Genomic DNA, 23412 nt, shown 5'->3' with positions numbered 1-23412 from the left:
GCTGTCGGGGCATTCCGTCACAAATCATGGCGGTCTGCCCCGGCGGGCGGCTTCCCAGCAAAGATCCCTGGCGCCGACCGAAATTCAGGCGTACAGAACCACTCCACAGGAGGACCCCAGTGGCGAAGGCGAAGTTCGAGCGGACTAAGCCGCACGTCAACATCGGCACCATCGGTCACGTCGACCACGGTAAGACGACCCTTACCGCGGCGATCACCAAGGTGCTGCACGACGCGTACCCGGACCTGAACCCCTTCACGCCGTTCGACGAGATCGACAAGGCGCCCGAGGAGCGTCAGCGCGGTATCACGATCTCGATCGCTCACGTTGAGTACCAGACCGAGTCGCGTCACTACGCCCACGTCGACTGCCCGGGTCACGCGGACTACATCAAGAACATGATCACCGGTGCCGCCCAGATGGACGGCGCGATCCTCGTGGTCGCCGCGACCGACGGTCCGATGCCGCAGACCAAGGAGCACGTGCTCCTGGCCCGCCAGTCCGGCGTTCCGTACATCGTTGTCGCCCTGAACAAGGCCGACATGGTGGACGACGAGGAGATCCTGGAGCTCGTCGAGCTCGAGGTCCGTGAGCTCCTCAACGAGTACGAGTTCAACGGCGACGACGCTCCGGTCGTCCGCGTCTCCGCGCTGAAGGCGCTGGAGGGCGACAAGGAGTGGGGCGAGAAGCTCCTCGGCCTGATGGCCGCCGTCGACGAGAACATCCCGCAGCCCGAGCGTGACGTCGACAAGCCGTTCCTGATGCCGATCGAGGACGTCTTCACGATCACCGGTCGTGGCACCGTCGTCACCGGTCGTATCGAGCGTGGTGTCCTCAAGGTCAACGAGACCGTCGACATCATCGGCATCAAGACCGAGAAGACCTCCACCACGGTCACCGGTATCGAGATGTTCCGCAAGCTGCTCGACGAGGGCCAGGCCGGTGAGAACGTCGGTCTGCTGCTCCGCGGCATCAAGCGCGAGGACGTCGAGCGCGGCCAGTGCATCATCAAGCCGGGTTCGGTCACCCCGCACACCGAGTTCGAGGCCACGGCCTACATCCTCTCCAAGGACGAGGGTGGCCGTCACACCCCGTTCTTCAACAACTACCGTCCGCAGTTCTACTTCCGTACGACTGACGTGACCGGTGTTGTGACCCTCAAGGAGGGCACGGAGATGGTCATGCCCGGCGACAACGCCGAGATGTCCGTCTCCCTGATCCAGCCCGTCGCCATGGAGGAGGGCCTGCGCTTCACCATCCGTGAGGGCGGCCGCACCGTCGGCGCCGGCCAGGTCACCAAGATCAACAAGTAAGTCCGCTTGCTTGACGGTCTGACCTGACGGTCGACAAGAGGGCCCGCACACCGCGAGGTGTGCGGGCCCTCTTGCATGTCCGGGCGGCGCCGGCCGCCTCGCAGTGCGGGTGCCGGCCGGCCCTCGCGGTGCGGTGCCGGCCGCCGTCGCGGTGCTACGCGCTCGGCTGCGGCAGGATCTGCCGCAGCAGCCCCTTGGGGTGGCCCCGGCGCTTCCACTCCCGCGGGTAGCCGATCGAGACCTCCTCGAAGCGCACCCCGTCGTGCCAGGTCGTCCGGGGGATGTGCAGGTGCCCGTAGACGGCCGCGGCCGTGGTGAACCGGCGGTGCCAGTCCGCGGTCAGGGTGGTCCCGCACCACTGGGCGAACTCCGGGTAGTACAGGACGTCCGTGGGCTCGCGCACCAGCGGCCAGTGGCTGACCAGCACCAGCGGCACGGCCGGGTCGTGCGCGGCCAGCCGGGCCTCCGTCGCGGCGATCCGGGCCCGGCACCAGTCGTCGATGCCCTCGTGGGGATCGGGGTGCAGCAGGTACTCGTCCGTGCACACGACGCCCGCCTCGCGGGCCTGGGCCAGCGACTCCTCCTTGGTGCGGGCGGTCGGCGTGCGGAACGAGTAGTCGTACAGCGTGAACAGGGGCGCCACCGCGGCCGGTCCGCCCGGCCCGTCCCAGACCGGCCAGGGGTCCTCCGGCGTCACCACGCCCAGGCCCCGGCACAGCTCCACCAGCCGCTCGTAGCGGGCCTCGCCGCGCAGGGTGACCGGGTCGCCGGAGGGGGTCCACAGCTCGTGGTTGCCCGGCGCCCAGATCACCTTGGCGAACCGGCCGGAGAGCAGCTTGAGGGTGCGCTCGACGTCGGCGAAGACCTCCGCCACGTCGCCCGCGACGATGAGCCAGTCCTCGTCGGTGGTGGGACGCAGTGATTCGGTGATGGGCACGTTCTCGGACATGCCGGTGTGCAGATCGCTGACGGCGAGGAGCCGTCGGCCGGTGCCAGACGATTTCGGCTGCATCGGATCCCAACTCGCGGGCGGCTATTGGTCGTGCGTCGTACGGAACTTACGGTAGGCCCCGGCGCCCGGCGCACGGCCGGCGTGCACTTGCTCACGGGGGAGACGGCATGCCGGACGCGGAGTACACCTACAGCAGCACCTGGCGGGCCGAGCCTCTTCCCGGGGGCGGCGGCGGGAGTGCGGCGGCCGGCCCGGCCGGCCCCGTGCTGATCGTGTACGCGCCCGCCGGGCGCCCTCTCGCCGACGCGCTCGCGGCGCTGCACTCCGGCGACGAGGTCGTCCGCGTGGAACTGGGTGCGGGGGAGCGGGAGTTGTCCGCGAGCGGTTCGGAATCGGTCGTTCCGAGGACGGTCTACTTCCTCGGCGGGCTGCGGGAGGGCACGGACGACGGCGGGCCGGACGCCCTGGAGGCGGCCGAGGAGACCGGCGTACTGGCCCTGTTCCGGTGCGCCCGGCAGCTCGTCGTCCCGGTCGCCGCCACGCGCGAGGTGGACTGGCGGATCGTCACCAACGACGTCTGGGCGGTGGCGGGCGAGCCGCCCGTCAACCCGTGGGCGGCATCGCTGGCGGGCTTCGCGACGGTGCTGGAGAGCGAGCACCGGAGGTGGACCGCGCCGGTCGTCGACCTGGGCCTCGGAGGCCGGCTCCCGGCCCCCGGCAGCGAGTGCTGGCACCGGCTCGCGGCCCTGGTGGCCGCGGAGCCGCGGGCGCGTGGTGTGCGTGCCGCCCACCGCGGGGGCGTCCGCCACGTCCACGCCCTCGCTCCCGTGGCCCTTCCCGGCCCCGGACCCGGGGTGCCGCGGCTGCGGAGCGGCGGCACGTATGTGATCGCCGGCGGCGCGGGCGGGATCGGCCTGGAGACGGCCCGCTTCCTGGTCCGCGAGCACGGTGCCCGGGTGGCCCTGCTCGGCCGCTCCGCGCTGGACGAGGACGGCCGCGCCCGGATCGCCGCCGTCGATTTCGGCCCCGGCGACGGCTCGCAGCTGATGTACGTACGGGCCGACGCCGCCGACCCCGCGTCCCTGCGCGGCGCCCTGGCCGCCGTCCACGAGCGCTTCGGCCCCGTGCACGGCGTGATCCACTCGGCACTGGACCTCGCACCGGGGCTGATCCGCCACCTCGACGAGGCGGAGCTGCGGCGGAGCCTGGCGGCGAAGACGCGGCTGAGCGTGGCCCTGGCCGAGGTCTTCCGGGCGGAGCCCCTCGACTTTCTGCTCTTCTACTCCTCCGCGCAGGGCTTCCTGGGGGACGCGGGGCTGGCGGGCTATGTGGCGGGGTCGGTGTTCCAGGACGCCTATGCCGCCTTCTTGGACCGGCGCCTGCCGTGTGCGGTGCGGGTGATCGACTGGGGGTGGTGGGGGACGGTGGGGGCGGCGGCCCGGGATGCGGGGGTGCGGGCGCGGGCGGAGAAGCAGGGGTTCCGGTCCATTGCGCCGGGGGAGGGGTTCGGGGTGGTGCGGGGGGTGCTGGACGGGGAGCGGGTGCAGGTGCTGGCGGTGCCGGCGGAGGAGCGGCTGCGGCGGAGGCTGGGGGTGTAGGGGGGCGCCTGCGGCGGGCTATTCCCCACCCCGCCCCTTCCCGGCTGTATCGATTTGCGGCTCCGCCGCGTGGGGGGGCTCTGCCCCCCGGACCCCCGGTCCTCAAACTCCCCCAGCTACCGCTGGGAGGTGCCCCCAGACGGGCTGATTTTTCGGCCGTTCAGCAGGTCCTGGCCCAGCGCGCTCAGCGTGTGATACGCCCGCCCGTTCGCCCGATGCGTCGTGATCAGCCCGGCGTCCCGCAGCACCGACGCATGATGGCTCGCCGTAGCCATCGCGATCCGTACCCGCCGCGCCAGCTCGCTCGTCGTGCAGCCCCGCGCCGTCGCCTCCAGCACCTCCGCCCGGGTGCGGCCCAGCAGAGCGGCCAGGGGCGACTCGCCGCGGCCGTGCACGTCGAGCAGCCACGCCGGGTCGTGGACGATCGGGTACACCAGCACCGGCGGCAGGTCCCGGTCCCGCAGCACGGTGGGGGTGCGCCAGCAGAAGAACGAGGGCACCAGGCGCAGGCCGCGGCCCTCCAGGTGGAGGTCGTCGTCGCTGCCGGGCACCGCGACCTCCAGCACCGGGGGGTTCCAGCGCACCGCCGGGTGCAGGGTGGCCAGCAGCCGCTCGCCGCCGTGGGCCAGGAAGGCGCGGGCGCGCAGCGCCCGGTCCGCGTCGATGTGCTCGCGGAGCTTGTCGAGGTACGGGGCCACGGCGGCGTCGTGGAAGGCGGTGATGCCGTCGGCGAGGCCGTGCAGGGTGCCGCTGCCGCCCTCGGCGAGGGTGCGCACGTACGACAGGTCGCGGCGGCCGGGGGCGAGCTGCTCCAGCTCCAGCCGCAGGCGCTGCTTCGGCAGGGACAGCACGGTCTCCAGGCCGTGCGCCAGCCCGTCGGCGGCCTCCGGCGGGGTGAGGAAGTCGGGCGAGTAGCCCCGCGGCGGTGCCAGGGTCAGCAGCCTGCGCATCGGGTCGGTGAGCCGCGGCCGGAGCCGGTTGCGCCACTCGCTGAAGACCAGCGGCGCCTGGCCCGTCTGGACCATGTGGGCGGCCAGCAGCGTCTCCCACAGGATGTCGGGCTCTGCGGCCAGCCGGATGCGGCCCAAGTCGGCGCCGGTGAAGTGAATGCGCACTCTCTTGCCCTGCCCCCTGTGGCTCGGCTTGAACGTGCGGGTCCGGTCAGACCCCGGAGCCGGGCTCCGGGCGCCAGAGCCACGGGGTGGCGTCCGGGCCCATGCCCGCCGCGCAGGGCCGCCGGTCGGCGTCCGCCGTCAGCGAGGCCGTGCCGACCGGCACGTAGTCGCGGGGCGGGCGCACGGGGGAGCCGCCGCTCTCGGCGTCGGTCAGCTGTATCCGGCCCTGGAGGTCGCGGCCCAGCACCGCCAGGACGTCCTTGCCGCCGCGCCGGGGCAGGGTGGCCGCGGCGAGCGCGCCGTAGCCGCCGAAGCCGCGCAGCCCGGCGCCCGCGGTCCGCTCGGTGCCGGGGCCGCCGGCGGCGAGCCGGTAGCCGGCGGGCTCCGCGGCGGCGGGCTCGCGGTAGACGACGGTGAGCGCGCCGTCCGGGCCGAGGGCGGCGCCCGCGGCGTCGCCGCCGGGGCCGGGCAGGCCGTCCAGCGGCATGTGGCGGACCGGCTTGCCGGGGGCCTCCTGGCTCCAGTGGTGGAGGGTGTCCCGGCCGGCGGCGAAGACGTGGACGCGGTCCTGCCCGTCCAGGGCCACGGTCAGGCCCTCCTGGATCTCCTGCCCGTGCAGGCTCTGCCACTTCCCCCAGCTGCCGTCGGGCTCCCGGACCCGGGCGGAGAGGCCCTTGCCGGCGTTGCGGACGAAGAGGTGGACCCGCCCGTCGGAGGTGGCCACGGCGGCGGGCACGCCCACGCGGCGGCCGCGCTCCGCCTTGTGCTCGGGGTTGCCCAGGCTCGTCCAGGCCCGGAAGGCGCCGCCCGGGGTGTGCTGCTCGCGGACGACGATCTCGCGGGTGTCGCCCCGGCCCTGGCCCTGCAGCCCGGAGAAGCGCAGGCCGAACAGCAGCCGGTGGCCCTTGGCGTCCTTGACCGAGGCCAGGACGGGGGCCAGCGGGCCGCCGCCGAGGTTCTGCGGCGCGCCCCAGCGGCCGCTGCCGGCGGCGGTCTCCTGCCAGCGCACGGCCTGCAGGCCGAGCACGCCGTAGGCCTCCAGGCGGCCCGTGTGGTCGGCCTCGGCCACCACGGCGGCGCCGGGGTGGCGGTAGTGGGTGGAGCGGATCCAGCCCTTGCGGTTCTTCAGCGGGCGGTCGCCGCCCTGTCCGTAGTCGCCGCAGCCGGAGGGGTTGCCGCACTTCCAGTCGGGGGCGCCGCCGTACGCCTCGACCAGGCGGTGCTTCTCGTCGACGATCTCGGTGGGGAGATTGTGCGGCCAGCGCTGGTTGTAGTAGCCGCGGAAGGCGGTGGTGACGAAGGGCGGCGAGTGGCCTTCGCGCTGGGTGGTGGCCACCCACTGGGAGAGGGCCTTCCAGGTGAAGAGGGCCGTGGGGGTGTGGTCGCGGTGGTCCGAGCACGCCCCGTAGTCGTTGTCCTTGGGGTGGGTGGCGTCGTGGACCTGGTAGTCGGGGTCGGGGTCCATGGTGTGGACCACGGTCGGCCGGTACTTGTCCATGATCGCGACCAGGGTGTTGACGAGCGTCTCGTGCCGGTAGGTGGTGACCGAGGTGCAGGGGGAGCCGGTGGCGACCATGCTCTGCATCGCCGCGTACGGGCGCTCCCACAGGTGCGGCAGCCGGGTCTGGCCGGCCGAGAGCATGGCGATGTTGAGGAAGATCAGCCGGGCGCCGAGCCTGCCGTTGGTCAGCTCGTTGGTCTCGGCCCTCACCCCGCCCGGCAGCTCCAGCACGGACTTGCGCCACTCGGTGAACCGGTCCTTGCCCAGCAGCTCGGCGTAGGCCTGGCGCAGCCCCTGGTGGCGGGCGGAGGAGTAGGCGGCCTTGTCGGGCACGGCCTCGGGCATGCCCGGGATCCAGTTCTGCCCGATGGCCTCGCCGGCGGTGACGTAGACGGAGACGACGGGGACGCCGGAGAGCACGATGCGGCGGCCGTCGGGGTTCATGAAGTAGAGGTCGTCGTCGGGGTGCGCCATCACCTGGAGCAGCAGGGGGTCCCCGGGGGCGTTGAACGACAGCGTGGCGCCGGGACTCACGGCCGGCGCCGGGCCGGGCGCGGACGACCGTCCCGGGCCGCCGCTGCACCCGGCCGCGCCGGCGGCGGTGGCGGCGGCGATACCGGCGAGTACGGACCGGCGTGACACGCTCCGGCGCTGTGCGATGTTCACCTATGTGACTCCGTCCCGTCCTGGCACGCGCAGTCCCCGGGCTGCCCCGGATGTGATAGGTGACGAGCGGGGCCTCCCAGGGGTTGCCCGAGCCGCGACAAAGCCCGCTGAGGAGTGAACGGCGTGACGCCGGTCTCTCTTCGTATCCCTTCGTGACCATACTGTCCTGTATGTCGGCGGGGTGGTTTGACAACTGAGCCGCCCGGGGTACGGTCTTTGGCTTCGATTGGCGCCTCTTCCGGACCGTATGGCACACTGTTCAGGTTGCTCGGTTGAGTGCCGATGCTGCGCGCCTCCCGCCGGGAGGACTGGAAGCGAGTCCCGCAGTACTCGTCGCCTCATGCTTTACATCGAGAGGTGTAGAGGCGGAAGTACGGGAATCTTCCGGGAAGTGCCAGCGGGGCCCCAGCCAGGCACTCGGTGGGTGTCTTTCCCCCACAACCCCCTTCACCAGGGATTCTCCTTTTGGGAGAGCTGCTGGAAGGGGCGCGACACGCCCGACCGCGTGGGTCGGAGGTGGAGCGGGGAAGGGCGGCGTCTCCGGCCGTTTCGGCATTTCCGGACCGACGCAGCCGGCCGAGTTCCAGAGCGTTACGAGAGACAGGACTACGAAGTAGCCATGGCGGGACAGAAGATCCGCATCCGGCTCAAGGCCTACGACCACGAGGTCATCGACTCCTCGGCGAAGAAGATCGTCGAGACGGTGACCCGCACTGGTGCGTCGGTCGCGGGCCCGGTGCCGCTGCCCACTGAGAAGAACGTGTACTGCGTCATCAAGTCGCCGCACAAGTACAAGGACTCGCGCGAGCACTTCGAGATGCGCACGCACAAGCGCCTCATCGACATCCTCGACCCCACGCCGAAGACGGTTGACTCGCTGATGCGTCTCGACCTGCCGGCTGGCGTCGACATCGAGATCAAGCTCTGAGGTGACGCGCGAGATGGCTAAGCAGATCAAGGGCGTCCTGGGCGAGAAGCTCGGCATGACGCAGGTCTGGGACGAGAACAACCGTGTCGTCCCGGTCACCGTCGTCAAGGCCGGCCCCTGCGTCGTGACGCAGGTCCGCACCAACGACGCCGACGGCTACGAGTCGGTCCAGATCGCCTTCGGCGAGATCGACCCGCGCAAGGTGAACAAGCCCCTGAAGGGCCACTTCGCCAAGGCCGACGTGACCCCCCGCCGCCACCTGGTGGAGATCCGCACCTCCGACGCCGCCGAGTACACCCTCGGCCAGGAGATCACCGCGGACGTGTTCGAGTCCGGCGTCAAGGTTGACGTCACGGGCAAGAGCAAGGGCAAGGGCTTCGCCGGTGTCATGAAGCGCCACAACTTCCGTGGCCTCGGCGCCGGGCACGGCACCCAGCGCAAGCACCGCTCCCCCGGTTCCATCGGTGGCTGTGCCACCCCGGGCCGTGTGTTCAAGGGCCTCCGCATGGCGGGCCGCATGGGCAACGAGCGGGTCACCACCCAGAACCTGACCGTCCACGCCGTTGACGCGGAGAAGGGCCTGCTCCTGATCAAGGGCGCGGTTCCTGGTCCGAACGGCGGCCTCGTCCTGGTCCGTACCGCGGCCAAGGGGGCCTGAGGTAACCGATGAGCACCATTGACATCCTTTCGCCGGCAGGCGACAAGGCCGGGACCGTCGAGCTCCCCGCGGAGATCTTCGACGCCAAGGTCAGCGTTCCGCTGATCCACCAGGTCGTCGTCGCGCAGCTGGCCGCTGCCCGTCAGGGCACGCACAAGACCAAGACCCGTGGCGAGGTCCGCGGCGGTGGCCGTAAGCCTTACCGCCAGAAGGGCACCGGTCGCGCCCGTCAGGGTTCGACCCGCGCGCCGCAGTTCGCCGGTGGTGGCGTCGTGCACGGTCCCGTGCCGCGCGACTACTCGCAGCGCACCCCCAAGAAGATGAAGGCCGCCGCCCTGCGCGGTGCCCTCACCGACCGGGCGCGCCACAGCCGCATCCACGTCGTCTCCGGCGTGGTCGACGGCGCGGTGTCCACCAAGGCCGCCAAGGGCCTGTTCGGCAAGATCACCGAGCGCAAGAACGTGCTCCTGGTCGTCGAGCGCTCCGACGAGGCCGCGTGGCTGTCCGCCCGCAACCTGCCCCAGGTCCACATCCTGGAGCCGGGCCAGCTGAACACGTACGACGTGCTCGTCTCCGACGACGTGGTCTTCACCCAGGCCGCTTTCGAGTCCTTCGTGTCTGGCCCCAAGGCCGTTGAGACCGAAGGGAGCGAGGCCTGATGACTGAGGCCGTCGTCACCAGCAAGACGTTCTCGGACCCGCGCGACCTCCTGGTCAAGCCGGTCGTCTCCGAGAAGAGCTACGCGCTGCTGGACGAGAACAAGTACACGTTCATCGTCGACCCGCGCGCCAACAAGACCCAGATCAAGCAGGCCGTCGAGGCGGTCTTCTCGGTCAAGGTCACCGGGGTCAACACGATCAACCGTCAGGGTAAGCGCAAGCGCACCAAGACCGGTTTCGGCAAGCGCGCCAACACCAAGCGCGCCATCGTGACCCTCGCCGAGGGCGACCGTATCGACATCTTCGGCGGCCCGGTCTCCTAACGGAGTTCCGAGTCGTCCGATATCGGACGAGGACTGAAAAATGGGTATCCGCAAGTACAAGCCGACGACTCCGGGCCGTCGTGGCTCCAGCGTCGCCGACTTTGTCGAGATCACGCGGTCCACGCCGGAGAAGTCGCTGGTCCGCCCGCTGCACAGCAAGGGCGGCCGTAACAACGCCGGTCGTGTGACCGTTCGCCACCAGGGCGGTGGCCACAAGCGCGCCTACCGTGTGATCGACTTCCGTCGTCACGACAAGGACGGCGTGCCGGCCAAGGTCGCTCACATCGAGTACGACCCCAACCGCACTGCGCGCATCGCGCTGCTCCACTACGTGGACGGCGAGAAGCGCTACATCATCGCTCCCCGCGGCCTCGGCCAGGGTGACCGGGTTGAGAACGGCCCCGGGGCCGACATCAAGCCGGGCAACAACCTGCCGCTCCGCAACATCCCGGTGGGTACGACCATCCACGCCATCGAGCTGCGGCCCGGCGGCGGTGCGAAGATCGCCCGCTCGGCCGGTTCCTCCGTGCAGCTGCTGGCGAAGGAGGGCACCATGGCCCACCTGCGCATGCCGTCCGGTGAGATCCGCCTGGTCGACGTCCGCTGCCGCGCCACCGTCGGCGAGGTCGGCAACGCCGAGCAGTCGAACATCAACTGGGGCAAGGCCGGCCGTATGCGCTGGAAGGGCGTCCGCCCGACCGTCCGCGGTGTCGCGATGAACCCGGTCGACCACCCGCACGGTGGTGGTGAGGGCAAGACCTCCGGTGGTCGCCACCCGGTCTCCCCCTGGGGTCAGAAGGAGGGTCGTACTCGTTCTCCCAAGAAGGCGAGCAACAAGTACATCGTCCGCCGCCGCAAGACGAACAAGAAGCGCTAGGAGCGGGTTTAGATGCCGCGTAGTCTCAAGAAGGGACCCTTCGTCGACGGCCACCTCATCAAGAAGGTGGACGCTCAGAACGAAGCTGGTACCAAGAACGTCATCAAGACCTGGTCCCGTCGCTCCATGATCGTGCCGGCCATGCTCGGCCACACGCTCGCGGTGCACAACGGCAAGACGCACGTCCCGGTGTTCGTCACCGAGTCGATGGTCGGCCACAAGCTCGGCGAGTTCTCGCCGACCCGCACCTTCCGCGGCCACGTCAAGGACGACCGCAAGTCGAAGCGCCGCTAAGGCGGGGTGTGAACGACTATGACTGACACCGAAGGGACAACCATGGAAGCCAGGGCCCAGGCGCGGTACATCCGCGTCACGCCCATGAAGGCCCGCCGCGTGGTGGACCTCATCCGTGGCATGGACGCCACGGAGGCTCAGGCGGTCCTGCGTTTCGCCCCGCAGGCCGCGAGCGTGCCGGTGGGCAAGGTGCTGGACAGCGCCATTGCCAACGCCGCGCACAACTACGACCACACGGACGCCTCCTCGCTGTACATCAGCGAGGCGTACGTCGACGAGGGCCCGACCCTGAAGCGGTTCCGTCCGCGCGCCCAGGGCCGTGCCTACCGGATCCGCAAGCGGACCAGCCACATCACCGTGGTCGTCAGCAGCAAGGAAGGAACCCGGTAATGGGCCAGAAGGTTAACCCGCACGGGTTCCGGCTCGGCATCACCACGGACTTCAAGTCCCGCTGGTACGCCGACAAGCTGTACAAGGACTACGTCAAGGAAGACGTTGCCATTCGTCGCATGATGACGAAGGGCATGGAGCGCGCCGGTATCTCGAAGGTTGAGATCGAGCGCACCCGCGACCGCGTCCGCGTTGACATCCACACCGCTCGTCCGGGCATCGTCATCGGCCGCCGCGGCGCCGAGGCCGACCGCATCCGCGGCGAGCTGGAGAAGCTGACCGGCAAGCAGGTCCAGCTGAACATCCTCGAGGTCAAGAACCCCGAGGTCGACGCTCAGCTGGTGGCCCAGGCCGTCGCCGAGCAGCTGTCCTCCCGCGTCTCCTTCCGTCGCGCCATGCGCAAGAGCATGCAGTCGACGATGAAGGCCGGCGCCAAGGGCATCAAGATCCAGTGCGGTGGCCGTCTCGGCGGCGCCGAGATGTCCCGCTCGGAGTTCTACCGCGAGGGCCGTGTGCCCCTGCACACGCTCCGCGCGAACGTCGACTACGGCTTCTTCGAGGCCAAGACCACCTTCGGCCGCATCGGCGTGAAGGTCTGGATCTACAAGGGCGACGTCAAGAACATCGCCGAGGTCCGCGCCGAGAACGCTGCCGCTCGTGCGGGCAACCGCCCGTCGCGTGGCGCCGGCGACCGCCCGGCCCGTGGTGGCCGTGGTGGCGAGCGTGGCGGCCGCGGCCGCAAGCCGCAGCAGGCTGCCGAGGCCCCCAAGGCCGAGGCCACCGCTGCTCCGGCTGAGACCACCGGAACGGAGGCCTGACCGACATGCTGATCCCTCGCAGGGTCAAGCACCGCAAGCAGCACCACCCCAAGCGGAACGGCATGGCCAAGGGTGGCACCGAGCTCGCCTTCGGTGAGTACGGCATCCAGGCCCTGACCCCGGCCTATGTGACGAACCGGCAGATCGAGTCCGCTCGTATCGCCATGACCCGTCACATCAAGCGTGGCGGCAAGGTGTGGATCAACATCTACCCGGACCGTCCGCTGACGAAGAAGCCGGCCGAGACCCGCATGGGTTCCGGTAAGGGTTCCCCGGAGTGGTGGATCGCGAACGTCAAGCCCGGTCGGGTGATGTTCGAGCTGTCCTTCCCGAACGAAAAGGTTGCTAAGGAGGCGCTGACCCGCGCCGCCCACAAGCTTCCGATGAAGTGCCGCATTGTTCGGCGCGAGGCAGGTGAGTCGTGATGGCCGCTGGTATCAAGGCGACCGAGCTGCGCGAGCTCAACGACGAGGACCTCGTCGCGAAGCTCCGTGAGGCCAAGGAAGAGCTGTTCAACCTCCGCTTCCAGGCGGCGACCGGACAGCTCGAGAACCACGGTCGGCTCAAGTCCGTCCGTAAGGACATCGCCCGGATCTACACCCTGATGCGCGAGCGTGAGCTGGGCATCGAGACGGTGGAGAACGCCTGATGAGCGAGAAGAACGTGACTGAGAAGACCGAGCGCGGCTTCCGCAAGACCCGTGAGGGTCTGGTCGTCAGCGACAAGATGGACAAGACCGTCGTCGTCGCCGTCGAGGACCGTGTCAAGCACGCGCTGTACGGCAAGGTCATCCGCCGTACCAACAAGCTCAAGGCGCACGACGAGCAGAACGCTGCCGGTGTCGGCGACCGCGTCCTCCTGATGGAGACCCGGCCGCTGTCCGCCACCAAGCGCTGGCGCGTCGTCGAGATCCTCGAGAAGGCCAAGTAATTACCTGAGGGGTTTTCCCTCAGGTCAGTTCCGCCAGGCTCGGCGGGGGCCTCAGCAATGAGGCCCCCGCCGGGAACCGGCAGACGATCAGGAGATAGACGTGATCCAGCAGGAGTCGCGACTTCGCGTCGCCGACAACACTGGTGCCAAGGAGATCCTTTGCATCCGTGTTCTCGGTGGCTCGGGTCGCCGCTACGCGGGCATCGGTGACGTCATCGTCGCCACCGTGAAGGACGCGATCCCCGGCGGCAACGTGAAGAAGGGTGACGTCGTCAAGGCCGTCATCGTTCGCACCGTCAAGGAGCGCCGCCGTCCGGACGGCTCGTACATCCGCTTCGACGAGAACGCGGCCGTCGTCCTCAAGAACGACGGTGACCCCCGCGGCACCCGTATTTTCGGCCCCGTGGGCCGAGAGCTGCGCGAGAAGAAGTTCATGAAGATCGTCTCGCTCGCGCCGGAGGTGCTGTAAGCATGAAGATCAAGAAGGGCGACCTGGTTCAGGTCATCACCGGCAAGGACAAGGGCAAGCAGGGCAAGGTCATTCAGGCCATGCCGGCTGAGGACCGTGTTCTCGTCGAGGGTGTCAACCGGGTCAAGAAGCACACCAAGGCCGGCCAGACCGCCCGTGGTTCCAAGACCGGCGGCATCGTGACGACCGAGGCCCCCATCCACGTCAGCAACGTTCAGCTGATCGTGGAGAAGGACGGCAACAAGGTTGTGACCCGCGTCGGTTACCGCTTCGACGAGAACGGCAACAAGATCCGCGTTGCCAAGCGGACGGGTGAGGACATCTGATGGCTACCACTCCGCGTCTCAAGACGAAGTACCGCGAGGAGATCACGGGCAAGCTGCGTGAGGAGTTCTCCTACGAGAACGTCATGCAGGTTCCCGGCCTCACCAAGATCGTGGTCAACATGGGTGTGGGCGACGCCGCCCGCGACTCCAAGCTGATCGAGGGCGCCATCCGCGACCTCACCACGATCACCGGCCAGAAGCCCGCCGTCACCAAGGCTCGCAAGTCCATCGCGCAGTTCAAGCTGCGTGAGGGCCAGCCGATCGGCGCCCACGTCACCCTCCGTGGCGACCGCATGTGGGAGTTCCTGGACCGCACCCTGTCGCTCGCGCTGCCGCGCATCCGCGACTTCCGTGGTCTGTCCCCGAAGCAGTTCGACGGTCGGGGCAACTACACCTTCGGTCTCACGGAGCAGGTCATGTTCCACGAGATCGACCAGGACAAGATCGACCGCGTCCGGGGTATGGACATCACCGTGGTGACCACGGCGACCAACGACGACGAGGGCCGCGCCCTCCTTCGTCACCTCGGCTTCCCCTTCAAGGAGGCGTGACCGAGATGGCGAAGAAGTCTCTGATCGCTAAGGCTGCGCGCAAGCCGAAGTTCTCGGTTCGTGCGTACACCCGCTGCAACCGCTGCGGCCGCCCGCACTCCGTGTACCGCAAGTTCGGCCTCTGCCGCGTGTGCCTTCGTGAGATGGCTCACCGTGGCGAGCTGCCGGGCGTGACCAAGAGCTCCTGGTAACAACCCACTTGGGTTGACCAGGGCTCTCGGTAAGCATCAAGGACGGTGGGGCCCGACCCGACACTCACGTAGAGTTGAAGGGTTGGGCGCCCGCCGCCCATGACCGTCTTACTACGCCGTAGGTCCCCGCGCCGCACCCGTCCCGACGATGTTCGGGGAGAGGGATGGCGCAGATAGGAAACCCCGGCGAGAGAGGCCGAAGGCCAAACATGACCATGACCGATCCGATCGCAGACATGCTGACCCGTCTGCGGAACGCGAACTCGGCTTACCACGACTCCGTGGCGATGCCCCACAGCAAGATCAAGGCGCACATCGCCGAGATCCTGCAGCAGGAGGGCTACATCGCCGGCTGGAAGGTCGAGGACGCTGAGGTCGGCAAGAAGCTTGTCGTCGACCTGAAGTTCGGGCCGAACCGCGAGCGCTCCATCGCCGGCATCAAGCGCATCTCGAAGCCGGGCCTGCGGGTCTACGCAAAGTCCACCAACCTGCCGAAGGTCCTCGGCGGCCTGGGCGTGGCGATCATCTCCACGTCCCACGGTCTCCTGACCGGCCAGCAGGCGCAGAAGAAGGGCGTGGGTGGGGAAGTCCTCGCCTACGTCTGGTAACGGGAACAGGAAGGTAAGGCTATGTCGCGTATTGGCAAGCAGCCCGTCCAGGTTCCCGCCGGCGTGGACGTCACCATCGATGGCCGTACGGTCGAGGTGAAGGGTCCCAAGGGCACCCTGACCCACACCGTGGCCGCCCCCATCGAGGTCGCGAAGGCTGAGGACGGCACCGTTGTCGTCACCCGCCCGAACGACGAGCGTCAGAACAAGGCCCTGCACGGCCTTTCCCGCACGCTGGTGGCGAACATGATCACCGGCGTGACCCAGGGCTACGTGAAGAAGCTCGAGATCAGCGGTGTCGGTTACCGCGTGGCCGCGAAGGGCTCCAACCTGGAGTTCTCCCTCGGCTACAGCCACCCGATCCTGATCGAGGCGCCCGAGGGCATCTCCTTCAAGGTCGAGACCCCGACCAAGTTCTCGGTCGAGGGCATCGACAAGCAGAAGGTCGGCGAGGTCGCCGCGAACATCCGCAAGCTGCGGAAGCCCGACCCGTACAAGGCCAAGGGTGTCAAGTACGAGGGCGAAGTCATCCGCCGCAAGGTCGGAAAGGCGGGTAAGTAAGCCATGGCATACGGTGTGAAGATCGCCAAGGGCGACGCGTACAAGCGCGCTGCCAAGGCCCGCCGCCACATCCGTATCCGGAAGAACATCTCCGGTACGGAGGAGCGTCCGCGTCTCGTCGTGACGCGTTCCAACCGTGGCATCACCGCCCAGGTCATCGACGACATCAAGGGTCACACCCTGGCGTCGGCGTCGCACCTGGACGCGTCGATCCGTGGTGGCGAGGGCGACAAGAGCGCCCAGGCCAAGAAGGTCGGCGCCCTGGTTGCCGAGCGTGCCAAGGCCGCCGGTGTCGAGGCCGTCGTGTTCGACCGCGGTGGCAACAAGTACGCCGGGCGCATTGCCGCTCTGGCTGACGCCGCCCGCGAAGCCGGGCTGAAGTTCTAAGCCCCGGTTCCGGAGCTAGCGGACGTAACAGAGAGAGGTAATTCCAATGGCTGGACCCCAGCGCCGCGGTGGCGGCGCCGGTGGCGGCGAGCGGCGGGACCGGAAGGGCCGTGACGGTGGCGCTGCCGCCGAGAAGACCGCGTACGTTGAGCGCGTAGTCGCGATCAACCGCGTCGCCAAGGTTGTCAAGGGTGGCCGTCGCTTCAGCTTCACCGCGCTGGTCGTGGTGGGTGACGGCGAGGGCACCGTGGGTGTCGGTTACGGCAAGGCCAAGGAAGTTCCCGCGGCCATCGCCAAGGGCGTGGAAGAGGCCAAGAAGAACTTCTTCCGTGTCCCCCGCATCGCGGGCACCATCCCCCACCCGATCCAGGGTGAGAAGGCGGCCGGTGTCGTTCTGCTCAAGCCCGCCACCCCCGGTACCGGTGTTATCGCCGGTGGCCCGGTGCGTGCGGTGCTCGAGTGCGCCGGCATCCACGACATCCTGTCGAAGTCGCTCGGTTCGTCGAACCCGATCAACATCGTGCACGCCACGGTGGAGGCGCTCAAGGGCCTGCAGCGGCCCGAGGAGATCGCCGCCCGTCGTGGTCTGCCGCTCGAGGACGTCGCCCCCGCCGCTCTGCTGCGGGCGCGTGCAGGGGTGAGCGCGTAATGGCTCGTCTCAAGGTCACGCAGGTCAAGTCCTACATCGGCAGCAAGCAGAACCACCGCGACACCCTGCGTTCGCTCGGGCTCAAGCGCCTGAACGACGTGGTTGTCAAGGAGGACCGCCCCGAGATCCGCGGCATGGTGCACACCGTCCGCCACCTCGTGACGGTCGAGGAGGTCGACTGACATGGCGGAGCAGAACCCGCTGAAGGTCCACAACCTCCGTCCCGCCCCGGGCGCCAAGACCGCCAAGACCCGTGTCGGTCGTGGTGAGGCGTCGAAGGGTAAGACGGCTGGTCGCGGTACCAAGGGTACGAAGGCCCGTTACCAGGTTCCGGAGCGCTTCGAGGGTGGCCAGATGCCGCTCCACATGCGCCTCCCGAAGCTGAAGGGCTTCAAGAACCCCGCCCACAAGCAGTTCCAGGTCGTGAACCTGGACAAGCTGGCCGCGCTCTACCCGCAGGGTGGCGAGGTCACGGTGGCCGACCTGGTCGCCAAGGGCGCTGTTCGCAAGAACGAGCTCGTCAAGGTCCTTGGCCAGGGCGAGATCTCCGTGGCGCTGCAGGTGACGGTCGACGCCGTCTCCTCCTCCGCCCAGGAGAAGATCACCGCCGCCGGCGGTACCGTCACCGAACTCATCTGAGTCCGTTGATCTGACAACCGGGGATGTCCCAACAGGGGCATCCCCGGTTGGTCGTTCCAAGGGGGGCAGGTACGCCGGTAAGGTGGCGTGCACTGTTGTATACCCAGGGGGCTCCTGCCCCCGGTCCGCGCGGCCGGTGGCCGTACGGGCTTGACACCTACCTATTCGTCGAACCTCAAGACCGTCACCTCTCACGCAGCCACGTGGGAGGCGCAGGAGGCACCGTGCTCACCGCGTTCGCCCGGGCGTTCAAAACGCCCGACCTGCGCAAGAAGCTGCTGTTCACGCTGGGCATCATGGTGCTCTTCCGGCTGGGGGCCCATGTGCCCGTGCCAGGAGTCGACTACCGCAATGTCCAGACGTGCATGGACCAGTCGAAGAGTGGGCAGGGCCTTTTCGGCCTCGTGAACATGTTCAGCGGTGGTGCGCTGCTGCAGATCACGATCTTCGCGCTCGGGATCATGCCGTACATCACGGCGAGCATCATCCTGCAGCTGCTCACCGTCGTCATTCCGCGCCTGGAGGCCCTCAAGAAGGAGGGTCAGGCCGGACAGTCCAAGATCACGCAGTACACGCGCTATCTGACCGTCGCTCTCGCGGTGCTCCAGGGCACCGGCCTGGTGGCCACCGCTCGCAGCGGTGCGCTGTTCGGCGGCTGCACGGTCGGAAACCAGATCGTCCCCAACCAGTCGATCTTCACCACGATCACCATGGTCGTCACCATGACCGCGGGTACGTCGATCATCATGTGGCTCGGTGAGCTGATCACCGACCGCGGCATCGGCAACGGCATGTCGATCCTGATGTTCACGTCCATCGCGGCCGGCTTCCCGAGCGCCCTCTGGGGCATCAAGCTGCAGGGCAAGCTCATGGGCGGCTGGCTGGAGTTCAGCCTGGTGATCCTCTGCGGTCTGGCCATGGTCGCGCTCGTGGTCTTCGTGGAGCAGGCCCAGCGCCGGATCCCCGTGCAGTACGCGAAGCGCATGATCGGTCGCCGTTCCTACGGTGGTACGTCGACGTACATCCCGCTCAAGGTGAACCAGGCCGGCGTGATCCCGGTCATCTTCGCCTCGTCGCTGCTCTACATCCCGGCCCTGCTGGTGCAGTTCACCGGCTCCAAGGCGGGGTGGGCGACCTGGGTGCAGGCCAACCTGGTCAAGGGTGACCACCCGGTCTACATCGTCACGTACTTCCTGCTGATCGTCTTCTTCGCGTTCTTCTATGTCGCCATCTCCTTCAACCCCGAAGAAGTTGCCGACAATATGAAGAAGTATGGTGGATTCATCCCGGGCATCCGGGCCGGCCGCCCCACGGCCGAGTACCTGAGCTATGTGCTGAACCGCATCACGTGGCCGGGCTCGCTCTACCTGGGTCTGATCGCCCTGGTGCCCACCGTGGCACTGGTCACACTCAACGCAAACCAGAACTTCCCGTTCGGTGGAACCAGCATCCTGATCATCGTGGGTGTCGGTCTTGAGACTGTGAAGCAGATCGAGAGCCAGCTTCAGCAGCGCAACTACGAAGGGTTCCTCCGCTGATGCGAATCGTCCTCGTCGGGCCGCCCGGCGCCGGCAAGGGTACGCAGGCCGCGTACCTCGCCAAGAACCTCGCGATCCCGCACATCTCCACGGGCGACCTCTTCCGGGCGAACATCAGCCAGGGCACGCCGCTGGGCCAGAAGGCCCAGGAGTACATGCGCGCCGGCCAGCTCGTGCCGGACGAGGTCACCATCGGGATGGCCAAGGACCGCATGCAGCAGGAGGACGCCGCCCATGGCTTCCTGCTGGACGGCTTCCCCCGCAACCTCGCCCAGGCCAAGGCGCTGGACGAGTCCCTGGAGGCCGACGGCCTGAAGCTGGACGCCGTCCTGGACCTGGAGGTCCCGGAGGACGAGGTGGTCAAGCGGATCGCCGGCCGCCGGATGTGCCGCAAGGACAGCAGCCACATCTTCCACGCGATCTACAACCCGCCGGCCGCGGAGGGTGTCTGCGACACCTGCGGCGGCGAGCTGTACCAGCGCGAGGACGACAGCGAGGAGACCGTCCGCAAGCGCCTGGAGGTCTACCACAGCGAGACCGAGCCGATCATCGACTACTACAAGGCCCAGGGCCTGGTGGTGACGATCTCGGCCCTCGGCAAGGTCGCCGAGGTCACCCAGCGTGCGATGGAGGCCCTGCCCTCCCGCGACGCGTCCTGACACAGGCTGTAAACGGCCGCGATGCCCCCCTGGGCGTCGCGGCCGTAGTGTTGTCCGAGCAATATCCGACGTCCTAGCCAGGAAGGCCCCCCATGGTCGAGATCAAGACCCCGGAGCAGATCGCGAAGATGCGCGAGGCGGGGCTGGTCGTCGCCGCCATCCACGCGGCCACCCGGGAGGCCGCGGTGCCCGGTGCCACCACCAAGGACCTCGACGACGTGGCCCGCAAGGTGCTGGCGGAGCACGGCGCCAAGTCGAACTTCCTCGGCTACGGCGGCTTCCCCGCCACGATCTGCACCTCGGTGAACGAGGTCGTCGTCCACGGCATCCCGGACACCGAGACCGTCCTCAAGGACGGCGACATCATCTCCATCGACGCCGGCGCCATCGTGGACGGCTGGCACGCCGACGCGGCCTTCACGGCCTTCGTGGGCGGCGGTCACGCTCCGGAGCTGCACGAGCTGTCCCGGGTGACCGAGGAGTCCCTGTGGGCCGGCATCGCGGCGATGAAGAAGGGCAACCGCCTCGTCGACATCTCCAGGGCCATCGAGGGCTACATCCGCCGCCAGCCCCGCCCGGCCTCCGGGAAGTACGGGATCATCGAGGACTACGGCGGCCATGGCATCGGCACCGAGATGCACATGGACCCCCACCTGCTGAACTACGTCTCCCGCAAGCGCGGCAAGGGCCCCAAGCTCGTCCCCGGCTTCTGCCTGGCCATCGAGCCCATGGTGAGCCTGGGCACGGCCCGCACGCACGTGCTGGAGGACGACTGGACGGTCCTCACGGACGACATGACCTGGTCCTCCCACTGGGAGCACTCCATCGCCCTCACGGAGGAGGGACCGCTGGTCCTCACCGCCGTGGACGGCGGCCGCGCCAAGCTGGCGGAGTACGGCGTGACGGCCGCTCCGGACCCCCTGGCGTAGCGGGTCGTACGGACGACGTAAGGATCTTTACGCCGGGGCACGACACCTGGATTAGTCTTTCCGGTTGCCCTGACGTAGACTGATGCGTCGGCTCTCGTGTATCCGCATGCCTGTGCTCCAAATAGGTAATCGGATCATCGAAGCCGATCAAGGTAGCCGATTCGAAAGGCGAAGCGTGGCCAAGAAGCAAGGTGCCATCGAGATCGAGGGCACCGTGATCGAGTCTCTGCCGAACGCAATGTTCAAGGTGGAGCTCCAGAACGGTCACAAGGTCCTCGCGCACATCAGCGGCAAGATGCGTATGCACTACATCCGCATCCTTCCGGATGACCGGGTCGTCGTGGAGCTCTCCCCGTATGACCTGACGCGCGGACGGATCGTCTACCGCTACAAGTAGATCTTGCCCGCACCCCGCTCCCGGGGTGGTGGCACTGACCCGGAGAACCTCACATCCCATGAAGGTCAAGCCGAGCGTCAAGAAGATCTGCGACAAGTGCAAGGTGATCCGCCGCCACGGCCGGGTCATGGTCATCTGCGACAACCTGCGCCACAAGCAGCGCCAGGGCTGACGCAGAACCTGCACTCCGCAGTTTCTTCGCGCGACGCGAGCAACATGTTCATACGCAGGGCCCGTCCCTCTCTGTGATGGAGGGCGACACCCCCGGTCGGAGGCCGGGGACCCGGCCGGTACCACTGCTTCCAAGAAGCGGTCGGCCGTCGGGGATGGCCCTGTGGAAGACCTCCGAGAATCAACTGGAGCCATTCAATGGCACGCGTTTCCGGTGTTGACATCCCGCGCGAAAAGCGCGTGGAGGTCGCCCTGACCTACGTGTTCGGCATCGGCCGGACCCTTTCCCAGCAGACGCTGGCCGCCACCGGCGTGAACCCGAACACCCGCGTTCGCGACCTCTCCGAGGAGGAGCTCGTCGCGATCCGCGAGTACGTGGACGCCAACATCAAGACCGAGGGTGACCTCCGTCGCGAGGTTCAGGCCGACATCCGCCGCAAGGTCGAGATCGGCTGCTACCAGGGTCTGCGCCACCGCCGCGGCCTGCCGGTCCACGGTCAGCGCACCAGCACGAACGCTCGTACCCGCAAGGGCCCGCGTCGCGCCATCGCCGGCAAGAAGAAGCCGGGCAAGAAGTAGTCCGCAGCGGACGCTCGTCAGCGGTCTTCGCTGTAGGACCGACCACCTCCCGTAGGAGTTATAGATGCCCCCCAAGGGTCGTCAGGGCGCTGCCAAGAAGGTGCGCCGCAAGGAAAAGAAGAACGTCGCTCACGGCCACGCGCACATCAAGAGCACGTTCAACAACACCATCGTTTCGATCACCGACCCCACGGGCAACGTGATCTCCTGGGCCTCCGCCGGCCACGTCGGCTTCAAGGGCTCGCGCAAGTCCACCCCGTTCGCCGCGCAGATGGCCGCCGAGTCGGCCGCCCGCCGCGCGCAGGAGCACGGCATGCGCAAGGTTGACGTCTTCGTCAAGGGCCCGGGCTCCGGTCGCGAGACCGCCATCCGTTCGCTCCAGGCGACGGGCCTCGAGGTCGGCTCCATCCAGGACGTCACCCCGACCCCGCACAACGGCTGCCGCCCGCCGAAGCGCCGCCGCGTCTGACGCAGCGCGCCGCTTCGCAGCGGTTTTCACGGGCGGTACGGCCTTTCCGGACGTACCGCCCGTACCCTTGTAGTACTCAGGGCATCAAATAGTGGGTGCCCATGACTGAAGGATTCCTCGCATGCTGATCGCTCAGCGCCCCTCGCTGACCGAAGAGGTTGTCGACGAGTTCCGCTCCCGGTTCGTCATCGAGCCGCTGGAGCCGGGCTTCGGCTACACCCTCGGCAACTCCCTGCGTCGTACGCTCCTCTCCTCGATCCCGGGTGCGGCGGTCACGTCCATCCGCATCGACGGTGTCCTGCACGAGTTCACCACCGTGCCGGGCGTCAAGGAGGACGTCACCGACCTCATCCTGAACATCAAGCAGCTGGTCGTCTCCTCGGAGCACGACGAGCCGGTCGTGATGTACCTGCGCAAGCAGGGCCCGGGTCTGGTCACCGCCGCGGACATCGCCCCGCCGGCCGGTGTCGAGGTGCACAACCCCGACCTGGTCCTGGCGACCCTGAACGCCAAGGGCAAGCTGGAGATGGAGCTGACCGTCGAGCGCGGTCGCGGCTACGTCTCCGCCGTCCAGAACAAGCAGGTGGGCCAGGAGATCGGCCGCATTCCGGTCGACTCCATCTACTCGCCGGTTCTGAAGGTCACCTACAAGGTCGAGGCGACCCGTGTCGAGCAGCGCACCGACTTCGACAAGCTGATCGTCGACGTCGAGACCAAGCAGGCCATGCGCCCGCGCGACGCCATGGCGTCCGCCGGCAAGACCCTGGTCGAGCTGTTCGGCCTGGCCCGCGAGCTGAACATCGACGCCGAGGGCATCGACATGGGCCCGTCCCCGACGGACGCCGCCCTGGCCGCCGACCTGGCGCTGCCCATCGAGGAGCTGGAGCTCACGGTCCGCTCCTACAACTGCCTCAAGCGCGAGGGCATCCACTCCGTGGGTGAGCTCGTCGCCCGCTCCGAGGCCGACCTGCTCGACATCCGCAACTTCGGTGCGAAGTCGATCGACGAGGTCAAGGCGAAGCTGGCCGGCATGGGCCTGGCCCTCAAGGACAGCCCGCCCGGATTCGACCCGACCGCTGCGGCCGACGCCTTTGGCGCCGACGACGACGCGGATGCCGGGTTCGTCGAGACCGAGCAGTATTAAGAGCTCGGGACCGATCGCCGGTTCCTGGGTGCGGGTGTGCTGTGGCTGAGCGCGCAGTTCCCCGCGCCCCTTCCGGGCGCCCCTTCGGGGCTGCCCGGATCTTCGACGGGCAACCGCCCGCTC

General features: G+C 68.4%; 34 protein-coding genes. 31 read left to right on the top strand and 3 right to left on the bottom strand.

The window, feature by feature from the left end; genetic code table 11:
* Positions 1 to 119 precede the first annotated feature (119 nt).
* The gene (gene tuf / locus AC1Z4A_RS13755) at positions 120 to 1313 is read left to right on the top strand and encodes an elongation factor Tu (RefSeq protein ID WP_483678748.1); all 1194 of its coding nucleotides are present in this window, start codon (positions 120 to 122) and stop codon (positions 1311 to 1313) included.
* 154 nt (positions 1314 to 1467) lie between these two features.
* On the opposite strand, the gene AC1Z4A_RS13750 is transcribed toward tuf, so the two are convergent.
* The gene (locus AC1Z4A_RS13750; protein WP_483678746.1) at positions 1468 to 2325 is read right to left on the bottom strand and encodes a metallophosphoesterase family protein; all 858 of its coding nucleotides are present in this window, start codon (positions 2323 to 2325) and stop codon (positions 1468 to 1470) included.
* A 107-nt stretch (positions 2326 to 2432) separates the two neighbouring features.
* Here AC1Z4A_RS13750 and AC1Z4A_RS13745 point away from each other — a divergent pair, with 107 nt between their 5' ends.
* Complete coding sequence (locus tag AC1Z4A_RS13745) at positions 2433 to 3863, top strand: SDR family NAD(P)-dependent oxidoreductase (RefSeq protein ID WP_483678745.1); 1431 nt, start codon at positions 2433 to 2435, stop codon at positions 3861 to 3863.
* Between the two features lie 116 nt (positions 3864 to 3979).
* On the opposite strand, the gene AC1Z4A_RS13740 is transcribed toward AC1Z4A_RS13745, so the two are convergent.
* Positions 3980 to 4978 carry an ArsR/SmtB family transcription factor gene (locus AC1Z4A_RS13740; RefSeq protein ID WP_483678743.1) on the bottom strand — a complete coding sequence of 333 codons (999 nt, stop codon included), beginning with the start codon at positions 4976 to 4978 and terminating at the stop codon, positions 3980 to 3982.
* Between the two features lie 46 nt (positions 4979 to 5024).
* Positions 5025 to 7145 carry a PIG-L family deacetylase gene (locus tag AC1Z4A_RS13735; RefSeq protein WP_483678741.1) on the bottom strand — a complete coding sequence of 707 codons (2121 nt, stop codon included), beginning with the start codon at positions 7143 to 7145 and terminating at the stop codon, positions 5025 to 5027.
* Positions 7146 to 7764: 619 nt separating this feature from the next.
* Here AC1Z4A_RS13735 and rpsJ point away from each other — a divergent pair.
* The 29 genes from rpsJ to AC1Z4A_RS13590 all read left to right on the top strand — a co-directional run bounded on the left by rpsJ (position 7765) and on the right by AC1Z4A_RS13590 (position 23289).
* The gene (gene rpsJ / locus AC1Z4A_RS13730) at positions 7765 to 8073 is read left to right on the top strand and encodes a 30S ribosomal protein S10 (RefSeq protein ID WP_003948644.1); all 309 of its coding nucleotides are present in this window, start codon (positions 7765 to 7767) and stop codon (positions 8071 to 8073) included.
* A 13-nt stretch (positions 8074 to 8086) separates the two neighbouring features.
* The gene (rplC, locus tag AC1Z4A_RS13725) at positions 8087 to 8731 is read left to right on the top strand and encodes a 50S ribosomal protein L3 (RefSeq protein ID WP_199892305.1); all 645 of its coding nucleotides are present in this window, start codon (positions 8087 to 8089) and stop codon (positions 8729 to 8731) included.
* An 8-nt stretch (positions 8732 to 8739) separates the two neighbouring features.
* The gene (gene rplD / locus AC1Z4A_RS13720) at positions 8740 to 9390 is read left to right on the top strand and encodes a 50S ribosomal protein L4 (RefSeq protein WP_483678731.1); all 651 of its coding nucleotides are present in this window, start codon (positions 8740 to 8742) and stop codon (positions 9388 to 9390) included.
* Positions 9390 to 9713, top strand: coding sequence for a 50S ribosomal protein L23 (gene rplW / locus AC1Z4A_RS13715; protein ID WP_058046827.1), 324 nt, complete (start codon positions 9390 to 9392; stop codon positions 9711 to 9713). The genes rplD and rplW overlap by 1 nt, the downstream gene beginning before the upstream one ends.
* Positions 9714 to 9753: 40 nt before the next feature.
* Positions 9754 to 10590 carry a 50S ribosomal protein L2 gene (gene rplB, locus AC1Z4A_RS13710; protein ID WP_483678729.1) on the top strand — a complete coding sequence of 279 codons (837 nt, stop codon included), beginning with the start codon at positions 9754 to 9756 and terminating at the stop codon, positions 10588 to 10590.
* A gap of 12 nt (positions 10591 to 10602) precedes the next feature.
* On the top strand, positions 10603 to 10884 hold the full coding sequence (gene rpsS / locus AC1Z4A_RS13705; protein ID WP_004950443.1) for a 30S ribosomal protein S19: 282 nt from the start codon (positions 10603 to 10605) through the stop codon (positions 10882 to 10884).
* Positions 10885 to 10926: 42 nt separating this feature from the next.
* A complete protein-coding gene (gene rplV, locus AC1Z4A_RS13700) occupies positions 10927 to 11274 on the top strand; it encodes a 50S ribosomal protein L22 (protein WP_030685471.1) in 348 nt (115 codons plus the stop codon).
* The gene (gene rpsC / locus AC1Z4A_RS13695; RefSeq protein ID WP_483678728.1) at positions 11274 to 12092 is read left to right on the top strand and encodes a 30S ribosomal protein S3; all 819 of its coding nucleotides are present in this window, start codon (positions 11274 to 11276) and stop codon (positions 12090 to 12092) included. The genes rplV and rpsC overlap by 1 nt, the downstream gene beginning before the upstream one ends.
* Positions 12093 to 12097: 5 nt before the next feature.
* A complete protein-coding gene (rplP, locus tag AC1Z4A_RS13690) occupies positions 12098 to 12517 on the top strand; it encodes a 50S ribosomal protein L16 (protein WP_030368409.1) in 420 nt (139 codons plus the stop codon).
* Positions 12517 to 12741, top strand: a complete 225-nt coding sequence (gene rpmC / locus AC1Z4A_RS13685; RefSeq protein WP_483678727.1) for a 50S ribosomal protein L29 — start codon at positions 12517 to 12519, stop codon at positions 12739 to 12741. The genes rplP and rpmC overlap by 1 nt, the downstream gene beginning before the upstream one ends.
* A complete protein-coding gene (gene rpsQ, locus AC1Z4A_RS13680) occupies positions 12741 to 13022 on the top strand; it encodes a 30S ribosomal protein S17 (protein ID WP_109281737.1) in 282 nt (93 codons plus the stop codon). The genes rpmC and rpsQ overlap by 1 nt, the downstream gene beginning before the upstream one ends.
* A gap of 100 nt (positions 13023 to 13122) precedes the next feature.
* Positions 13123 to 13491, top strand: coding sequence for a 50S ribosomal protein L14 (rplN, locus tag AC1Z4A_RS13675; protein WP_099199421.1), 369 nt, complete (start codon positions 13123 to 13125; stop codon positions 13489 to 13491).
* A 2-nt stretch (positions 13492 to 13493) separates the two neighbouring features.
* Positions 13494 to 13817, top strand: a complete 324-nt coding sequence (gene rplX, locus AC1Z4A_RS13670) for a 50S ribosomal protein L24 (RefSeq protein WP_483678726.1) — start codon at positions 13494 to 13496, stop codon at positions 13815 to 13817.
* Positions 13817 to 14368: a 50S ribosomal protein L5 gene (gene rplE, locus AC1Z4A_RS13665; RefSeq protein ID WP_483678725.1), complete on the top strand. Its 552-nt coding sequence runs from the start codon at positions 13817 to 13819 to the stop codon at positions 14366 to 14368. Before rplX ends, rplE begins: the two co-directional genes overlap by 1 nt.
* Before the next feature lie 5 nt (positions 14369 to 14373).
* The gene (locus AC1Z4A_RS13660) at positions 14374 to 14559 is read left to right on the top strand and encodes a type Z 30S ribosomal protein S14 (RefSeq protein ID WP_004946670.1); all 186 of its coding nucleotides are present in this window, start codon (positions 14374 to 14376) and stop codon (positions 14557 to 14559) included.
* A 209-nt stretch (positions 14560 to 14768) separates the two neighbouring features.
* The gene (rpsH, locus tag AC1Z4A_RS13655; RefSeq protein WP_483678724.1) at positions 14769 to 15167 is read left to right on the top strand and encodes a 30S ribosomal protein S8; all 399 of its coding nucleotides are present in this window, start codon (positions 14769 to 14771) and stop codon (positions 15165 to 15167) included.
* 21 nt (positions 15168 to 15188) lie between these two features.
* Positions 15189 to 15728, top strand: coding sequence for a 50S ribosomal protein L6 (gene rplF, locus AC1Z4A_RS13650; protein WP_483678722.1), 540 nt, complete (start codon positions 15189 to 15191; stop codon positions 15726 to 15728).
* A gap of 3 nt (positions 15729 to 15731) precedes the next feature.
* Positions 15732 to 16115, top strand: coding sequence for a 50S ribosomal protein L18 (gene rplR, locus AC1Z4A_RS13645; protein ID WP_483678721.1), 384 nt, complete (start codon positions 15732 to 15734; stop codon positions 16113 to 16115).
* Positions 16116 to 16161: 46 nt separating this feature from the next.
* On the top strand, positions 16162 to 16764 hold the full coding sequence (gene rpsE / locus AC1Z4A_RS13640) for a 30S ribosomal protein S5 (RefSeq protein ID WP_171082774.1): 603 nt from the start codon (positions 16162 to 16164) through the stop codon (positions 16762 to 16764).
* Entirely contained in the window at positions 16764 to 16946 is a 183-nt protein-coding gene (gene rpmD, locus AC1Z4A_RS13635) for a 50S ribosomal protein L30 (RefSeq protein WP_018558884.1), read from the top strand. The genes rpsE and rpmD overlap by 1 nt, the downstream gene beginning before the upstream one ends.
* A gap of 1 nt (position 16947) precedes the next feature.
* Complete coding sequence (rplO, locus tag AC1Z4A_RS13630) at positions 16948 to 17403, top strand: 50S ribosomal protein L15 (RefSeq protein ID WP_483678719.1); 456 nt, start codon at positions 16948 to 16950, stop codon at positions 17401 to 17403.
* Between the two features lie 224 nt (positions 17404 to 17627).
* Complete coding sequence (gene secY, locus AC1Z4A_RS13625; RefSeq protein ID WP_483678718.1) at positions 17628 to 18941, top strand: preprotein translocase subunit SecY; 1314 nt, start codon at positions 17628 to 17630, stop codon at positions 18939 to 18941.
* Complete coding sequence (locus AC1Z4A_RS13620; protein WP_483678717.1) at positions 18941 to 19600, top strand: adenylate kinase; 660 nt, start codon at positions 18941 to 18943, stop codon at positions 19598 to 19600. Before secY ends, AC1Z4A_RS13620 begins: the two co-directional genes overlap by 1 nt.
* 92 nt (positions 19601 to 19692) lie before the next feature.
* Positions 19693 to 20529: a type I methionyl aminopeptidase gene (gene map / locus AC1Z4A_RS13615; RefSeq protein ID WP_483678714.1), complete on the top strand. Its 837-nt coding sequence runs from the start codon at positions 19693 to 19695 to the stop codon at positions 20527 to 20529.
* A gap of 175 nt (positions 20530 to 20704) precedes the next feature.
* A complete protein-coding gene (infA, locus tag AC1Z4A_RS13610) occupies positions 20705 to 20926 on the top strand; it encodes a translation initiation factor IF-1 (RefSeq protein WP_003956442.1) in 222 nt (73 codons plus the stop codon).
* A gap of 58 nt (positions 20927 to 20984) precedes the next feature.
* Positions 20985 to 21098, top strand: a complete 114-nt coding sequence (rpmJ, locus tag AC1Z4A_RS13605) for a 50S ribosomal protein L36 (protein ID WP_003956441.1) — start codon at positions 20985 to 20987, stop codon at positions 21096 to 21098.
* Between the two features lie 197 nt (positions 21099 to 21295).
* A complete protein-coding gene (gene rpsM / locus AC1Z4A_RS13600) occupies positions 21296 to 21676 on the top strand; it encodes a 30S ribosomal protein S13 (protein WP_483678703.1) in 381 nt (126 codons plus the stop codon).
* 64 nt (positions 21677 to 21740) lie between these two features.
* A complete protein-coding gene (rpsK, locus tag AC1Z4A_RS13595; protein ID WP_003948617.1) occupies positions 21741 to 22145 on the top strand; it encodes a 30S ribosomal protein S11 in 405 nt (134 codons plus the stop codon).
* A 121-nt stretch (positions 22146 to 22266) separates the two neighbouring features.
* Complete coding sequence (locus AC1Z4A_RS13590) at positions 22267 to 23289, top strand: DNA-directed RNA polymerase subunit alpha (RefSeq protein WP_004946635.1); 1023 nt, start codon at positions 22267 to 22269, stop codon at positions 23287 to 23289.
* The last annotated feature ends 123 nt before the right edge of the window (positions 23290 to 23412 follow it).

The organism is Streptomyces sp. 17_S59, from assembly GCF_056930295.1.
Note: the sequence above shows the minus strand (reverse complement) of the source record. Positions and strands in the feature narration are given on the sequence as shown.

Excerpts from the sequence above, each read along its gene's own strand:
- AC1Z4A_RS13750 (WP_483678746.1), bottom strand. The coding sequence starts at position 2,325 with ATGCAGCCGAAATCGTCTGGCACCGGCCGACGGCTCCTCGCCGTCAGC.
- AC1Z4A_RS13745 (WP_483678745.1), top strand. The coding sequence starts at position 2,433 with ATGCCGGACGCGGAGTACACCTACAGCAGCACCTGGCGGGCCGAGCCT.
- rpsJ (WP_003948644.1), top strand. The coding sequence starts at position 7,765 with ATGGCGGGACAGAAGATCCGCATCCGGCTCAAGGCCTACGACCACGAG.
- rplC (WP_199892305.1), top strand. The coding sequence starts at position 8,087 with ATGGCTAAGCAGATCAAGGGCGTCCTGGGCGAGAAGCTCGGCATGACG.
- rplD (WP_483678731.1), top strand. The coding sequence starts at position 8,740 with ATGAGCACCATTGACATCCTTTCGCCGGCAGGCGACAAGGCCGGGACC.
- rplW (WP_058046827.1), top strand. The coding sequence starts at position 9,390 with ATGACTGAGGCCGTCGTCACCAGCAAGACGTTCTCGGACCCGCGCGAC.
- rplB (WP_483678729.1), top strand. The coding sequence starts at position 9,754 with ATGGGTATCCGCAAGTACAAGCCGACGACTCCGGGCCGTCGTGGCTCC.
- rpsS (WP_004950443.1), top strand. The coding sequence starts at position 10,603 with ATGCCGCGTAGTCTCAAGAAGGGACCCTTCGTCGACGGCCACCTCATC.
- rplV (WP_030685471.1), top strand. The coding sequence starts at position 10,927 with ATGGAAGCCAGGGCCCAGGCGCGGTACATCCGCGTCACGCCCATGAAG.
- rpsC (WP_483678728.1), top strand. The coding sequence starts at position 11,274 with ATGGGCCAGAAGGTTAACCCGCACGGGTTCCGGCTCGGCATCACCACG.
- rplP (WP_030368409.1), top strand. The coding sequence starts at position 12,098 with ATGCTGATCCCTCGCAGGGTCAAGCACCGCAAGCAGCACCACCCCAAG.
- rpmC (WP_483678727.1), top strand. The coding sequence starts at position 12,517 with ATGGCCGCTGGTATCAAGGCGACCGAGCTGCGCGAGCTCAACGACGAG.
- rpsQ (WP_109281737.1), top strand. The coding sequence starts at position 12,741 with ATGAGCGAGAAGAACGTGACTGAGAAGACCGAGCGCGGCTTCCGCAAG.
- rplX (WP_483678726.1), top strand. The coding sequence starts at position 13,494 with ATGAAGATCAAGAAGGGCGACCTGGTTCAGGTCATCACCGGCAAGGAC.
- rplE (WP_483678725.1), top strand. The coding sequence starts at position 13,817 with ATGGCTACCACTCCGCGTCTCAAGACGAAGTACCGCGAGGAGATCACG.
- AC1Z4A_RS13660 (WP_004946670.1), top strand. The coding sequence starts at position 14,374 with ATGGCGAAGAAGTCTCTGATCGCTAAGGCTGCGCGCAAGCCGAAGTTC.
- rpsH (WP_483678724.1), top strand. The coding sequence starts at position 14,769 with ATGACCATGACCGATCCGATCGCAGACATGCTGACCCGTCTGCGGAAC.
- rplF (WP_483678722.1), top strand. The coding sequence starts at position 15,189 with ATGTCGCGTATTGGCAAGCAGCCCGTCCAGGTTCCCGCCGGCGTGGAC.
- rplR (WP_483678721.1), top strand. The coding sequence starts at position 15,732 with ATGGCATACGGTGTGAAGATCGCCAAGGGCGACGCGTACAAGCGCGCT.
- rpsE (WP_171082774.1), top strand. The coding sequence starts at position 16,162 with ATGGCTGGACCCCAGCGCCGCGGTGGCGGCGCCGGTGGCGGCGAGCGG.
- rpmD (WP_018558884.1), top strand. The coding sequence starts at position 16,764 with ATGGCTCGTCTCAAGGTCACGCAGGTCAAGTCCTACATCGGCAGCAAG.
- rplO (WP_483678719.1), top strand. The coding sequence starts at position 16,948 with ATGGCGGAGCAGAACCCGCTGAAGGTCCACAACCTCCGTCCCGCCCCG.
- AC1Z4A_RS13620 (WP_483678717.1), top strand. The coding sequence starts at position 18,941 with ATGCGAATCGTCCTCGTCGGGCCGCCCGGCGCCGGCAAGGGTACGCAG.
- map (WP_483678714.1), top strand. The coding sequence starts at position 19,693 with ATGGTCGAGATCAAGACCCCGGAGCAGATCGCGAAGATGCGCGAGGCG.
- rpmJ (WP_003956441.1), top strand. The coding sequence starts at position 20,985 with ATGAAGGTCAAGCCGAGCGTCAAGAAGATCTGCGACAAGTGCAAGGTG.
- rpsM (WP_483678703.1), top strand. The coding sequence starts at position 21,296 with ATGGCACGCGTTTCCGGTGTTGACATCCCGCGCGAAAAGCGCGTGGAG.
- rpsK (WP_003948617.1), top strand. The coding sequence starts at position 21,741 with ATGCCCCCCAAGGGTCGTCAGGGCGCTGCCAAGAAGGTGCGCCGCAAG.
- AC1Z4A_RS13590 (WP_004946635.1), top strand. The coding sequence starts at position 22,267 with ATGCTGATCGCTCAGCGCCCCTCGCTGACCGAAGAGGTTGTCGACGAG.